The organism is Pleomorphovibrio marinus (assembly GCF_003347495.1).
GTDB lineage: Bacteria > Bacteroidota > Bacteroidia > Cytophagales > Cyclobacteriaceae > Pleomorphovibrio > Pleomorphovibrio marinus.
Window position 1 is genome coordinate 411685 of record NZ_QCXY01000001.1, and the last position, 15211, is coordinate 426895.

10 protein-coding genes are annotated in these 15211 nt (G+C 44.6%); 3 read left to right on the plus strand and 7 right to left on the minus strand.

The window, feature by feature from the left end; genetic code table 11:
- The first annotated feature begins 1 nt into the window (after position 1).
- Positions 2-1759: an SAM domain-containing protein gene (locus tag DB520_RS01815; protein ID WP_198675216.1), complete on the plus strand. Its 1758-nt coding sequence runs from the start codon at positions 2-4 to the stop codon at positions 1757-1759.
- A gap of 17 nt (positions 1760-1776) precedes the next feature.
- On the opposite strand, the gene DB520_RS01820 is transcribed toward DB520_RS01815, so the two are convergent.
- The 5 genes from DB520_RS01820 to DB520_RS01840 form a co-directional block, all read right to left on the minus strand.
- Positions 1777-2898: a DmpA family aminopeptidase gene (locus DB520_RS01820; RefSeq protein WP_114747952.1), complete on the minus strand. Its 1122-nt coding sequence runs from the start codon at positions 2896-2898 to the stop codon at positions 1777-1779.
- Positions 2899-3200: 302 nt separating this feature from the next.
- Positions 3201-3674 carry a pyrophosphohydrolase domain-containing protein gene (locus tag DB520_RS01825; protein ID WP_114747953.1) on the minus strand — a complete coding sequence of 158 codons (474 nt, stop codon included), beginning with the start codon at positions 3672-3674 and terminating at the stop codon, positions 3201-3203.
- Positions 3675-3703: 29 nt separating this feature from the next.
- Entirely contained in the window at positions 3704-4801 is a 1098-nt protein-coding gene (locus DB520_RS01830; RefSeq protein ID WP_114747954.1) for a Gfo/Idh/MocA family protein, read from the minus strand.
- Between the two features lie 52 nt (positions 4802-4853).
- Positions 4854-5468, minus strand: coding sequence for a hypothetical protein (locus tag DB520_RS01835; RefSeq protein ID WP_114747955.1), 615 nt, complete (start codon positions 5466-5468; stop codon positions 4854-4856).
- A gap of 23 nt (positions 5469-5491) precedes the next feature.
- The gene (locus DB520_RS01840; RefSeq protein WP_114747956.1) at positions 5492-6037 is read right to left on the minus strand and encodes a hypothetical protein; all 546 of its coding nucleotides are present in this window, start codon (positions 6035-6037) and stop codon (positions 5492-5494) included.
- A gap of 300 nt (positions 6038-6337) precedes the next feature.
- On the opposite strand from DB520_RS01840, the gene DB520_RS01845 reads away from it, so the two are divergent.
- Positions 6338-7081, plus strand: a complete 744-nt coding sequence (locus tag DB520_RS01845) for a hypothetical protein (protein ID WP_114747957.1) — start codon at positions 6338-6340, stop codon at positions 7079-7081.
- A gap of 44 nt (positions 7082-7125) precedes the next feature.
- The gene (locus DB520_RS01850; RefSeq protein ID WP_114747958.1) at positions 7126-8676 is read left to right on the plus strand and encodes a DUF5060 domain-containing protein; all 1551 of its coding nucleotides are present in this window, start codon (positions 7126-7128) and stop codon (positions 8674-8676) included.
- A 237-nt stretch (positions 8677-8913) separates the two neighbouring features.
- Here DB520_RS01850 and DB520_RS01855 read toward each other — a convergent pair whose 3' ends face one another.
- A complete protein-coding gene (locus tag DB520_RS01855) occupies positions 8914-10389 on the minus strand; it encodes a glutamate synthase subunit beta (RefSeq protein ID WP_114747959.1) in 1476 nt (491 codons plus the stop codon).
- 1 nt (position 10390) lies between these two features.
- Entirely contained in the window at positions 10391-14881 is a 4491-nt protein-coding gene (gene gltB, locus DB520_RS01860; RefSeq protein ID WP_114747960.1) for a glutamate synthase large subunit, read from the minus strand.
- Between the last annotated feature and the right edge of the window lie 330 nt (positions 14882-15211).

The window sequence follows — 15211 nt, forward strand, 5'->3', positions numbered from 1 at the left end:
TATGCTTGACCAAAATTCATCTTATTTCGGCCTGATAATGGTATTTCTTTTAATTTTATCGATAGGCAGTTGTAACCAAGCCCAATACGGAGACATTTCTCCGCTACAATTTCAAGTTACTTATCCTGCTGAGTTTGGGGAGGAGGGTTTTGACGGGAGATTGTTATTGCTCATCTCCAACAATGACGAGAAAGAACCCCGTTTTCAGATCAATGATAACAACCACACCCAGCTGGTCTTTGGCCTTGATGTTGAAAATTGGAAGCCGGAGGAGGTTTTGGTAGTAGATGGCTCAGTATTCGGTTACCCATTAGGTTCGTTTGCGGAAATTCCACCCGGGGATTACTACGTGCAAGTATTGCTACACAAGTATGAGACATTTAATTTGTCGAATGGGCATACCGTGAAGCTACCTATGGACCAGGGGGAGGGACAACAGTGGAACATTTCACCGGAAAATCTCTACAGTACACCAAAGAAAGTCGATATTGACCCACTCCGTCCCGACAAAATTGCGGTGGAACTAGATACAGAAATCCCCCCTATTTCACCGGAAGAGGATACGGAATACATCAAACATATACGTATCCAAAGTGATTTATTGACCGAGTTTTGGGGTCGCCCCATGCACTTACAAGCCAATGTGTTGGTGCCCCAGGGCTTTGATAAGGATAGTCCGGATCGATATCCCTTGATGATTTTTCACGGGCATTTCCCCAAAACATTTGAGGATTTTCGCACAGAGCCACCTAGCGCGGACCCTGACGATGGCATCTACAATGCACGTTTCGGGATCACAGGCTACCAATACATTCAGGAAAAGGAAGCCTATGATTTTTATCAGCAATGGATCAGCTCCGATTTCCCAAGGTTCATAGCCATAGAAATCCAACACCAAAATCCCTACTATGACGATTCCTATGCAGTAAATTCCGCCAATATCGGCCCTTATGGAGACGCCATCACCTATGAGCTGATCCCACATGTAGAAGAATTGTTTAATGGTGTTGGGGAAGGTTGGGGCCGCTTTACCTATGGGGGTAGTACTGGTGGTTGGGAGGCCTTGGCGGTTCAGGTGTTTTACCCCACCGAATACAACGGCTGTTTTGCGGCTTGCCCTGACCCTATAGATTTTCGTGCCTTCACACAGGTCAATATTTATGAAGATGATAATGCCTACTATGACCGGGGAGATTTTCGCCAGGTGGCAAGGCCGGGAAGACGAAACAATAAGGGGCAACTATTTTCTACCTTAGAGCAGATGAATTATCGGGAACTGGCACTGGGATCCCATACACGTTCTGGCGACCAATATGATATATGGGAAGCGGTATATTCCCCAGTGGGAGAAAATGGATATCCCAAGCGGATTTGGGATAAAAAGACAGGAGAAATTGATAAAGAAGTGGCGGTTTACTGGCGTGAAAATTATGACTTACGGTATATAGTGGAAAGGGACTGGGAAACCATAGGGAAGGATCTGGAAGGAAAAATTCATATATACTGCGGTGATATGGACAATTACTACCTCAACAATGCCGTGGTGCTTATGGAGGATTTTCTAGAGGCCACCACTAGCCCCTACTATGCAGGAGAGGTAGATTACGGAGATATGGCCGAGCATTGCTGGAATGGCGATCATGAAAACCCCAACTACATCTCCAGGTTGAGGTACAACACCATGTATTTGCCCAAAATTAAAGAGCGCTTGAAAAGGACTGCTCCAAAAAACCATCGATTAGTGAACTGGGGAATTTAAAGCATAGGGTACTTTGCTCAGGGCCTTTCCAATAGCCATTCCCGTAATTGCTCTCTTGGCAAGGCCCTAACTTTCCTGCCATTCACCCCTTGCATATCTTCGGCGGCTATGAGTGAATTTATAATGGCTTCCTCGGTAGCTTCGATGGTCGCCATAAAAAGTGAAGAGATGTGATCGTTGTTTACAGCTTCATATTTTTGAGTCCGCTGCTGCCGTGTATCATGTGGAATTCGCATTTCCACTGCGGTGCTAAAGGCAATGACATAATCCCCACTCCCGTTGGAAGCTATTCCTCCGGTTCTGGCCAATCCCATCATTGCCCGCTTGGCTATGCGCTCCAGGTTTCTGTGCTCCAATGGTGCGTCGGTAGCCACCACCATCATGCATGATCCATCTGCGGATTCTACGTGTTCTTTTAGACTGTATTTTCCTAATTTTTCGCCTACCTGCAGTCCATCCATTTGAAGCACCCCGCCAAAATTACTCTGGACGAGAACCCCTACCGTATATCCACCTAGAGAGGCAGGAAGCTTTCTTGAAGAAGTCCCTATACCTGCTTTGAACCCAAAGGCCACTGTTCCGGTACCTGCTCCCACGTTCCCCTCTTTCACAGATCCTCCGGAGGCATTTTGTATGGCCTGAAGCACATGATTGGGAGTTACATGCATTCCCCTGATATCATTCAACCCTCCATCGTTGGTTTCTCCTACTACCGCATTTACTGATCTCACGTCATCATTTTCAGGGAAAGAAAAAGTATGTTCGATCAATCCATTAATCCCTGCAGCCACACTTAAGGTGTTCGTTAAAACAATTGGAGTCTCCAGATTTCCAAGTTCTTGTATTTGGCTGATGCCAGCCAGTTTGCCAAAACCATTGCCCACATAGACTGCCGCAGGAACCTTGCTCTTGAAAATATTTCCCCGGAAGGGCAAAATGGCCGTGACTCCCGTTCTCACCTCCGCTCCCTCTAGAAGGGTGGCATGCCCTACTTCTACTCCTCCTACATCGGTGATTGCATTGAATGGGCCTGTTGGCAATACGCCTGGAGTGAAGCCAAGATCCCTTCCCCTTTGTTGTCCCATTGCAATTTGACAGAAAAGGGCTAGACCCAGCCACAAAGTAATGGTGATTTTCATGTGTTTATAATTGATTTTTATTTGCCACATGGAATCTCGCAATCTTAATCATCCCTCCGTGTGTCGCTTGCGTCATGCTCGATTTCATATGTTTATAATTTCTTTTCAGCGGTCATATAGCCTGCCCCTGCCTGCCCCGAACTTGCTTCGGGGAACTTGTTTCGGGGGAATCTCGCAACGCCCCGATAGCTATACGGGGCATCCCAGTGTGTGACGTGCTCGTCATGCCCTGACTGCCGTCAGGACAGGCTCGATTTCCTAGGGTAAAACGGATAAAGTGGTTAAAGATATTTTAGCCCTAATTATTTTGTGCTTTCCAATATGGATTTAAGGTTTGCAGGAGAATAGTTAATGGATTTCAAGGTTTTCAAATCGGCACTACGATATACCAAGTATTTATCCCCATCCTTTTCGTAGAAGCAGTCCACTCCTTGCTGAAGGTAGTGGCTCATGGTGGACTTGGCCTCTTCTTCAGAATCACAAGCCTTGCTCATGTTAGACCTTTGCACCTCTTCAAAAAGTGACTTAAACTGATCGGCGAGTCCAAATTCCAATATAGCTCCAGAGAGGACATATTGCAAATCACATAGCGCATCCGCCACTTCTACCACATCCTGGTCCTCAATGGCTTGCTGCAGTTCCTTCAATTCCTCAGCCAAGAGAGAGACCCGAAGAGATGCTCTTTCTCGGGCCGGAATGGCTGGTTTTTCCAGAATGGGGTGTTTGAACAATCGATGAAAGGCCGCAACTGCGGCTAGGCTCCTCGGATCTTCCATGCTTTTGTGAATCGATTTATTTTCATTATTTATTCCAACATTACTCTTTCCCCACTTTCCGCGCTCTGAATCGCAGCTTCCAAAATTTCCACTACTATCATATTATTTTCCAGGGAAGATAGATCGAAGGGTTCCACATTGATTTCTTCATTAATCACTGCGGCAAAAAATGAAAAAGGGTCATCATAGGGATAGGGTCTTTTCTCTAATATCTCTGTGGTTTCTTCTTTGTCTCCTGCCAATCTACTCGCAAATTCCAGGTTATTCTTAGCAATAAGGTAGCCAGTGGCTCCATATACTTCCATGTCTTTTCTGCTAAAGGGCCAGTTCCAAGAAGCTTGGATCACTCCTTTGGTTTCTGGGTATTGAAGAAGTAGGGTAGCATCATCATCCACTTCAGGATAGATTTCCGGCTTGATCTGCTTCAGCTCTGCAGTTACGGATAAAGGCCTTTCTCCCTTCATCAACCAAGTCATGAGGTTCGCTCCATAACACCCGAAATCAATTACTGCCCCTCCACCGTTTTGAGCAGGGTCGGTTAGCCAATCTAAAAACTCCTTATTGACGCCAATCTCTTTTGGTCCCTCATGGCCATCGTTAATGACTACTCTCCTAAGGGGGCCAATGGGGTTTTCTCCATGTATTTGTTCAAAAACCTTATGATTAGTGGAATACCAGGTAGTTTCGTAATTAGTCAATAAATGAATACCATATCTTTCGGCCAAAGCTTGCATCTCCTTGGCATGCTCCGTGCTGATAGCCAAGGGTTTTTCTACCATTACATGAATACCTTTTGGGGCACAAACTTGGACTACTTCCAGATGTTCATAGATGGACCCGAATGCAGTAACTCCATCCGGGAGGGTAACTGCAAAGAGTGACTCCATATCCGGGTACCAAAGATCCATGGATAGTCCATGCTGACCCAAAAATCGCTCGGCCAAGTCCTTATTGGGCTCTACCACTCCCACCATGGAAATGTCGCCCTTATCCTCTCTTCCTAGAATCCAGTGCACATGGGAATGTGTAAGGCCTACTACTGCAATTTTAACGGGTGCATTGTCCTGCGCAGAACCAGGGACATTTAAACAAAGGGTAAAAAAAAGAAAAGAAAAAAGTAATTTCATAACTGAACAGGATTTGGATTGGGTTGAATGATCCTTAAAGTTAATGTTTTTTTTAATTGCCCTTCAGCCTTCTTATAATTTTTGTGAATGGGCCAGTTTCTTCCTGCTTGCGCTGAACCTTTCTTTTTTTTCTTGCTTTTTGCCTTTTCTTTTTGTTTTGCTCGCTACCTTTTACCAGCACATGCCTTACTGATACTCCAACTTGGCCCTGATACCATGGTTCTCTACCTGCAATATTTACATTTGGCTTATAGTCCAAGCTAACATTCATTTTGAGCACTGTAAACTCCACCCCTACAATTAAATCTACCCCCAGGGTAGGGTTCCCATAGGTGTGGATAATTTGCATATCATCGGGTCTCTTTTCCCTGCTCTCCTCAATCCCTATAGAAGCTCCCGCCCCATAGTAATAATTAAACCTCCTACTTATTAGAGGTCGGTGCCTTGCGACCAAAAGGTGTGCGGTGGTATTTACATTAAAATCGGATTGTAAAATGGCCTCAGCAGTGAGTCCTTTCATCAATCGCTGCTTTCCACTGATTCCAAGGGTTCGGTAATGATTGTTGTTCCCAAGCCTTAAACCCGCAGTGGTACCGTAACTTTGGGCGAAGGTGAGGGTATTGCTGCTTACTATCAATATGGTCAGGAGAATAAGGATTTTAGGCATGGTACGATAAGTCGGAATCTCCTTTATTTTTCAAATTTTCTTAAATAATCTCCAGTCAAGTTAATTAATCTGTTGGACTGATCTAGCCATTCTTCTGTATCCATAATCGGCAAGGGTTGTCCCTTTTCATCAAGCCAAAACTGCATCCTACCTTTTTCGAAATAGCACTCCTGATCTTTGTGCCTTGCCATTAGCAGCCGCCCTTCCTTAAAACAGCAATTCAACTCATCGGTGAGCATGTCCATAGAACCGATTTTCCAGACAAAAAGGTGCTGGTGTATTTGGTTTTCGTCCTTTAGCAAAACCATCAAATGTGTCTTTTCCCCGGATTGGTTTACCGCAAACACAGTATCTGAGCTAAGGTGGTTATCCATCAACTCATCTATCGATTTTACATCTTCCCTGTAGGCTTCTAAGGAGGATAACTTAGTTTGGATTGGCGTATTCCTAGGCTGGGTGATTTTGTCCTGATAAGGGTTTGCTTCAGGCTTTTGCTCCTTAGAGCAACCTTGAAAGGCCAGAAAAAGAACCAAGGCGGCAGATACGGACAAGCTGTTGAGATGGTGCATGTGTTTATAATTGATTTTTCAGCGGTCATACGGTCACACCTGCCTTATGGTTGGAAACCTTCTGGCAGGTAGCCTGCCCCAAACTCGATTCGGGGGAATGCCCTAGATAATCATCCCCCTGTGTGAGAATTCTTTCTCATGGGCATTTAAAGTTGCACATTTTGTTACGCCAATAAACTGTATTCCATTCACCTGTGTAAAGCTACAAACAGATAGGTTAATAACTGCCATTAAACAATTTATATTATTAATTAAGGGATTATTTTTCTATTTTTATCTTCAACCAAAATTCAACTTACCATGAAGAAAATAATTTGTGCATTGCTATTTTTTATATCGATTTCTTTAAGTGCCCAAGAACTGGAGGGTGCGTGGAAACTAACCCATAAAGATGGAAAAGAGGTAAAAAACAGGGAATTTGTGAAAATTTACCAAGATGGTTATTTTGCCTATGGAGCCAAGGAGCTAAAGGGGGATAAATTCTTGCATACGGGTGGAGGCCTTTTTGAGATTAGTGGTGATGACTATTCTGAAACACTGGACTTCAACACCAGCGATACGGATATGGTGGGCTTAATCCATCGGTATAAAATTGACTTTGCGGAAGATAGAATAGTCATTTCCGGAAGGATCAAGGGTGGGGACGTCATAGAAATCTGGGAAAAAATTTCAGACCGGGAAGATGATTTGAACGGTAACTGGGTGATAACGGGGAGAAAAGTAGATGGTGAAACAAGAGAAATGACCCCGGGAGCCAGAAGAACCGTGAAAATTCTGGGTGGAGGAAGGTTCCAATGGATTGCCTTTAATTCAGAAACAAAGGAACTAAGTGGTACTGGTGGAGGCACTTATACGGCCAAGGATGGGAAGTACGAAGAGAAAATCACCTTTTTTTCAAGGGATGACAGCCGGGTAGGAGCCAGTTTGGAATTTGACTATGAAGTAAAAGACGGAAAATGGCACCATAGCGGCCTAAGCTCAACCGGAAACCCAATTTACGAAATATGGTCACCTTACCAAGAAGCTTATCTTTCCAAACAATGATCATGCAAACCCCATTGCCAGCCCATTAATCCGGCATTAAAATCATGCAAAAAAACAATAACCCAAAATTCCTTTTGCTGTACATGGTGATTTTCTTCACCATTGCCTGTAAACCTGACGAACAGTTGGAAACCATAGAGCAATGGGCCGTATTTGAGCTAGGTTTGGAAGGAACAAGTGAAGGAAACCCTTACATGGATATAACCTTGGATGTCACCTTTTCCAAAGAGGGCGATCAATTTTTTGTCCCTGGTTTTTATGATGGGGATGGCCAATACAAAGTCCGATTTTCACCTCCTTCGCAAGGGGAATGGAGCTACGAAACCAGCAGCAATGAAAAGAATCTTGATGGAAAAAGTGGAAAGCTCAGAGCCACTGCTCCAAGTGGCAATAACAATGGGCCATTAGAGACAATAAACACCTTTTATCTCCAATATGCTGATGGAACGCCCTATTTCGGCGTTGGCACCACTGCCTACCAGTGGACCAGTGTGAAACAGAGCATTCAGGAGCAGACCTTGTCCACTTTAGCAGATGCCCCCTTCAATAAAATCAGGATGTGTGTATTCCCGAAATCCTACCAATACGGCAATGAGACCGAACCCTGGGCTTATCCTTATCATAGGGAAGGAGAAGAAAATGACTTCACACAACCCAACTTCGAATTCTTCCAGAATTTTGACAATAGGGTGGAGCAGTTGATGGACATGGGTATACAGGCTGATGTGATCCTTTTTCACCCTTACGACAGATGGGGATACAGTGAGATGGGGAAAGAGATGAACGAAAGATATGTCAGGTACATGATGGCTAGGATTTCAGCCTATAGAAATGTGTGGTGGTCTTTAGCAAATGAATGGGACATACCCAGCATTAAAGAAACCATAGATTGGGAAGGAATTGGCACCATGCTACAGCAGGATGATCCCCATCAACGGTTCAGGGGCATCCATAATTGGTATGGTTCGGAAGACCATTTCTATGACCATACCCGCCCTTGGATCACCCACACCAGTACCCAAACCAGTCAATTTTACAATGCCCAACGATGGAGAGAAATGTACAAGCAACCTTTATTGTTTGATGAGATGAGATATGAGGGCGATGTGGCAAGCGGATGGGGAAACTTAAGTGGGGAAGAAATGACCAGTTACTTTTGGATGGCTGGGTTGAGTGGGGGTTATCCTACTCACGGCGACACCTTCCAAAATGACTCTGATGAGGAGACTGAGGTAAGATGGTGGGCAAAAGGGGGTACGCTACCTGGAGAAAGCCCAAGCAGAATTGCCTATTTTCGGGAACAAATGGAAGCTGTGCCCGCGCATGAAATGGTGCCAACCCTCATCGCCGTAGAGGATGGGAAGCAATTAGATGAAAACATATACCTTTTTTCAAAACCTGGTGAAATTTATATGGCCTACACAGCTTCGAAAGATAAAACCATCAATTTGAAGCTGGATGAAGGAAAGAGCTATTCCCTAAAGGCATTGGACACTTGGAGCATGCAAACAATAGACAAAAAGTCCATTGAGGGTGGTGAATTTTCTTTTGTTACTCAAACACAATACACAGTACTAATCATAAAATCTGATTGACACTGGTTCGGAAATGGAGTAGGAAGATAGGGATCGTCTTCCTAGCTGTACTCTCCCACCATCTTGGTGCGAACCGTGGTGCCCTAGGTAGTTCCCCTTGGCTTTCACTAAAGCTCAGCCCCTCCAGAGTTGAGTTCTCCACCTAGCTGGTTGCCATTCACGGCACACAAAAAAAGGTAGCCGTTTGACTACCTTTTTTTATTTGTTTCAATATATAATAATTTTAAAACAGAAGTATCATGCACTTACTTCATTATCTTCATAACTGTAAAAGGATTTATCCCTTCTCGCCAGATTTGACTCACCCCCTCTAAGGAATTTATCCACTTCCACGGCACACTCTCTACCTTCTGCAATAGCCCAGACCACCAGGGATTGCCCCCTTCTCATGTCACCGGACAAAAACACCCCCGGCACACTGCTATGATAATTCTTGGACTTTGGCAGCATATTTTCCATCAATTCCACGCCAAATGCTTCTAAAAGACCATTTTTTGGCCCTAAATAGCCTATTGCCAAAAGTGCCAAGTCACAAGGAAGGGTTTCTTCAGTACCTTCAATCTCAAAGAACTGCATCCTACCATCCACTTCCTTCCACTCGATTTCCACGACCGTTAGACCGGTGACGTTTCCCTCTTTATCCTTTGTGAACTCCTTGGTTAGCACTGACCATACTCTCTCCACTCCTTCTTCGTGGGAACTGGAGGTACGGATGGTCATGGGCCATTCTGGCCAAGGGTTAAGGGTTTGCCTATGTTGGGGAGGTTTTGGGAGAAGCTCCAACTGCGTTATGCTTTTGGCGCCGTGGCGATTGGACGTGCCAATACAATCACTTCCGGTATCCCCACCTCCAATCACAATCACATGCTTGTCTTTTGCACTAATGGGGTTCTCCTTTAATTCTCCTGAAACCACTTGATTCTGCCTGCCTAGGAATTCCATGGCAAAGTGTACGTTTTTCGCATCCCTTCCGTGGATTTTGAGGTCTCTAGGATGCTGCGCACCGGTAGCTAATACTACCGCATCGTAATTTTGAAGAATGTTCTCAGCCTTGATATTGAATCCTACCTCAGTGTCCTTGCTGAAAATAACCCCTTCATTATTCATGATGTCAACCCTTCTATCGATCACCCATTTTTCCAATTTGAAATCTGGAATACCATACCTTAGTAAGCCACCCACTTCCTTGTCTTTTTCAAAGACAGTAACTTCATGGCCGGCTTGGTTTAGCTGGTCTGCTGCCGCAAGCCCTGCTGGGCCCGATCCGATGACCGCCACTTTCTTCCCAGTTCTTTCCTCCGGGGCTTTTACTTTGGCAAGCCCAAGTTCATAGGCCTTCTCTGCAATTTGCTTTTCAATAAGCTCAATAGCCACTGGATCCTTGTTGATGCCCAAGACACAACTAGCCTCACATGGAGCAGGACAAATCCTTCCAGTAAATTCAGGGAAGTTGTTGGTTCCCCTTAAGATCTGGAAAGCAAGTTCCCAGTCATTTTGATAAACCGCATCGTTAAATTCTGGGATTACATTTCCCAATGGGCATCCTGAATGGCAGAAAGGTATTCCACAATCCATACATCTGGCTGCCTGCTCGTTTAACACCTTTGGGTCTAGTGGTTTATAAATTTCCTTATAATCATTGACCCGTTCCTGAGGATTTCTGGATTCAGGTAACTGTCTTTTATATTTTAAGAAACCATCTTTATCCGCCATCTTACACTAATGTTTTTGTTTGTTCTAATGCTCTTTTTCTCAATACTGCCTTGTAATCCCTAGGGATTACCTTGATAAACCGTTCTTTGGTTTCCTCCCAGTTTTCCAGGATCGTCTCCGCCAGATTGCTGGAAGTATAGGCATAATGGTCATCAAGTGCTTTTTTCACCGAAACGAAATCATCTTCGTTAAGGGGATCGAGATCTACCATTTCCTGGTTGATATGCGTCACATTCTCTTTATAAATATAGGCAATCCCTCCACTCATTCCTGCAGCAAAGTTTCTTCCTACTTCCCCAAGAATCACCACTTGTCCACCTGTCATGTATTCGCATCCATGATCTCCAATACCTTCTACCACAGCCTCTACGCCTGAGTTCCTTACACAGAAGCGTTCACCTGCTTTTCCTTTAATAAATGCCTTCCCCGATGTGGCCCCGTAAAAGGCCACATTACCTATGATAATATTGTCCTCGGCTACGAAACTGGCATTTCTGTTAGGGTAAACAATCAATTTCCCACCGGAAAGGCCTTTGCCGAAGTAATCATTGGCCTCTCCTTCCAATTCAAAACTAATGCCCTTGGCCAAAAACCCTCCAAAGGTTTGGCCGGCAGAACCCTTAAACTTAAACTGGATGGTGTCATCCGGGAGGCCCACACTACCATAAATCTTGGACACTTCATTGGAGAGCATTGCTCCTACAGTCCTGTCTATATTGATTATGTCAAAAGCCCCCCTTACCTTGTTTGACTGTTCCAAAGCAGGTGTAGCAGCCTTGATAAGTTTTCTATCCAAGACCCTCTTAAGTTTAAAGTCTTGGTCTATCTGTTTATATACACCAACATGATCCGGAACCTCCACCTTATGGAAAATAGGGCTGAGATCCAATTTATCCCATTTCCAGTGATTCATGGATCCCGTTGCCTTCAAGATATCACTCTGGCCCACCATCTCACTTACGGTTCGGAAGCCCAAAGAGGCCATAATTTCCCTTAAGTCCTCCGCAAGGAACCTAAAATAATTGACCACATGATCTGGATCACCGGTGAAAAGCTTTCTTAATTCAGGGTTTTGGGTAGCTATACCCACAGGGCAGGTGTTAAGGTGGCACTTACGCATCATTATACAGCCTTCCACCACCAGTGCTCCGGTAGAAATACCCCATTCCTCAGCACCCAACATCGCTGCCACGGCAAGGTCCCTTCCCGTACGCAACTGTCCATCGGTTTGCAAAACCACACGGCTCCTTAGGTTATTTTTCACCAAAGTTTGGTGTGCCTCTGAAAGGCCTAATTCCCACGGTAACCCGGCATGCCGGATAGAACTCAACGGGGATGCACCAGTTCCCCCATCTGCCCCTGATATAAGGATCACATCCGATTGGGCTTTGGCCACACCTGCTGCTACTGTGCCCACTCCTGCTTGCGAAACCAACTTTACATTGATTCTCGCCTTGCGATTGGCATTCTTCAAATCATAGATCAGTTGAGCCAAATCCTCGATAGAGTAGATATCGTGATGAGGGGGAGGGGAAATCAATCCCACCCCTGGGGTGGAATGCCTCACTTTACCTATCCAATCATCCACCTTATGCCCGGGTAGCTGTCCGCCTTCTCCTGGTTTGGCACCTTGGGCCATTTTTATTTGAAGCTCTTCTGCATTGCTAAGGTAGTTGCTGGTGACACCAAAACGACCAGAGGCGACTTGCTTAATTGCAGATCTTTCCCAGTCCCCATTGTCTTTTCTTTCGAAACGGATTTCGTCCTCTCCTCCTTCTCCACTGTTGCTCTTGGCACCAATCCTGTTCATGGCTATGGCCAAGGTGGTATGAGCCTCATGAGAAATAGAACCAAACGACATTGCACCTGTGGCAAAGCGCTTCATTATCTTTTCCGCGGGTTCGACCTCATCCAAGGGTATAGATATCCGTTTTTTGAACTCAAACAGTCCCCTAAGGGTCAAGGCATCCTTGGTCTGCTTATTTATCTTATCCGCAAATTTTTTATACAATGCATAATCCCCTAATCTTGTGGATTTCTGAAGCAAATGGATGGTCTCTGGGTTGAAAAGGTGTTTCTCCCCCCTTCTTTTCCATTGATATACCCCTCCTGTCTCCAATAAGGGACTGTCTGTGTTATAAGCCGCGTGGTGTCTTACCAGTACCTCCTCGGCCAGTTCGTCAAAAGACACCCCACTGATCCGGCTAACGGTCCCCTTAAAGCATCTTTCAATTACCTCGGGACCTAGACCAATGGCCTCAAATATTTGGGCACTCTGGTAGGACTGAAGGGTACTGATACCCATTTTCGAAAGGACTTTAAGAAGTCCTTTACCTACCGCAGTTTTGTAATTTTCAAACAATTTCTTTTGAGGGAGCTTTTTAGAGAGCATTCCCTCTTCGTTGAGATGCATCAGCGTTTCCAATGCCAGATAGGGGTTAATTGCACTTGCACCATAACCTATTACCGTGGCAAATTGATGGGTTTCCCTAATATCTCCTGCTTCTACAACAATCCCTGCCTTGGTCCTTATTTTTTGGTTTACCAAATGGTGGTGTACTGCACCGGTAGCTAGTAAGGAGGGGATAGGTGCAGTTTCTGGATGGCAATTCCTATCTGAGATGATCAGGATATTCTTGCCGTTTTGGATAGCGTCTTCGGCAGCTTTGCAAAGTTTGTTCAATGCTTCCAAAAGTCTACCCGGCTTATGGTCTGCTACAAAGTGCGCCTGCAAGGTCTCACTTCTATATCCCCTTTCCTCCAGGTTTCTCAATTTCTCCAGGTCCTCATTCAACAAGACTGGCTGAGAGATATGGATCTGCTTTGTATGCTTGGGGCTTTCTTCCAGTATATTGTGACTCTCTCCAATGCGGGTAAACAAAGACATCACCAGCCTCTCCCGGATAGGGTCTATAGGGGGGTTACTCACCTGGGCAAACAACTGCTTGAAGTAGTTGGAAATATTCTGGCTTTGCTTTGAAAGCACTGCCAATGGGGTATCCGCACCCATTGAACCAATAGGCTCATAACCTGTATCGCCCATTGGTCCCATGATCACCTTTAGATCCTCCAAAGTATATCCAAAAATAGTCTGCCTCTTTTTGATGTGCTCCGTGCTATACGGAAGTGAAAGGCTTTTAGGTGCTGGAATAAGCCTTAACTTTAACCTTTCCTTCCTTATCCATCCCTCATAGGGTTTGTTGTTACAGACTTCGGCCTTCACTTCTTCATCAAATGCAACTTTACCCTTGGCCAAATCTGCCACCAACATCCTTCCGGGGCTAATTCTTCCCTTTGCCGTAATAGTGGATTCTCGTATGGGCAAGGCTCCAGCCTCTGAGGAAAGGATAAGCCTGTCATCGGAAGTGATGAAATACCTCAAAGGCCGCAATCCATTTCTATCCAAAGTAGCACCAAGGGATTTGCCATCCGTGAATAGCAGGGCCGCCGGGCCATCCCATGGCTCCACCAACGAAGCATGAAATTTATAGAAGGCCTTCTTGTCCTTATCCATTGCCTTGTTGTCTTGCCAAGCCTCTGGCACTAGCATCATCATCACGTGTGGAAGTGGTCTTCCGCTCAGGGCAAGTAGTTCCACCATTGCATCCAGATTCGCAGAATCGGAGTGTTTCGCATTGGTGATGGGCAAAAGCATCTGCATCTCCTCATCCGTAAAATGCGCTGATTTCATCAAGGTCTCCTTAGACCTCATTTTGTTGAGGTTTCCTCGGATGGTATTGATTTCCCCATTATGAGATAAAAATCGGAAAGGCTGGGCCAATCTCCAGTTTGGGAAGGTATTGGTTGAAAACCTGGAGTGTACTACTGCTATGGCCGAGGTCAACCTATTGTTTTGAAGGTCCTTATAGAAGGTTAGTACCTGATCAGTCCTCAACTGCCCCTTATAAATTAAGGTTTGCCCGCTGAAACTGGCAAAATAAAAGGCATCATTCACACCAGGAATGTTTTGGTTGATGATGCGGGTGGAATAATTCCTTAATATGTATAGTTTCCTCTCCAGGTCCAAGCCCTTTAAACCGTCTTTGTGCTTTACAAAGACCTGCTCAATATTAGGCATCACCTCCATAGCTCCTGAACCCGGAACTGTCTCATCAGTGGGGACCTGCCTATAACCGATCACATCAAAATTGAGCTGCTCAATAATGGCGTTAAGCTGTTCTTTAGACTTTTTATATAGTTGCTTGTTTCTGGGGAAAAACACCATGCCCACTCCGTAACTGCCTTCCTCAGGTAAGGAAAAACCAAGTCTTTGTGTTACTTCCTTTAAAAAGGAATGGGGCATTTGAATCAAAATCCCTGCACCGTCTCCGGTCTTGGGATCGCTTCCCCTTCCTCCTCTGTGTTCCATGTTGCTTAGCATCAGCAGGGCATCGCTAATCGTTTCGTGGCTTTTTCTCCCTTTAACGTTAACCACTCCCCCTATTCCGCAGGAATCATGCTCGAATTCTGAACGATATAAACCTTGATTCATTATGTATCGAAATTTTTTATAGGTTGCTGTATCTACTTGAATTATTTACAATAATTTTTTCATTTTTTAAATTCAAGGCAATAAAGATAATACAAAAATGAAGGAATATCTGAAATTGCGACCATAAGTTATGTTTACTTCAATTATAGCAGTAGTTTCATTTCAAGCCTACTTTCTGTACTTTGCAATTAATTCCTAAAAATATTGTTGATTTTTCAACCTAAATCTCTATAATTTGATGATATAGATGGTTTTTATGGTTAGAAAATCGAGGTCTTTGAAGCAAATAAAAAATCTATTTTTTTCACCTTCGTTTGGGGTATAACTGCT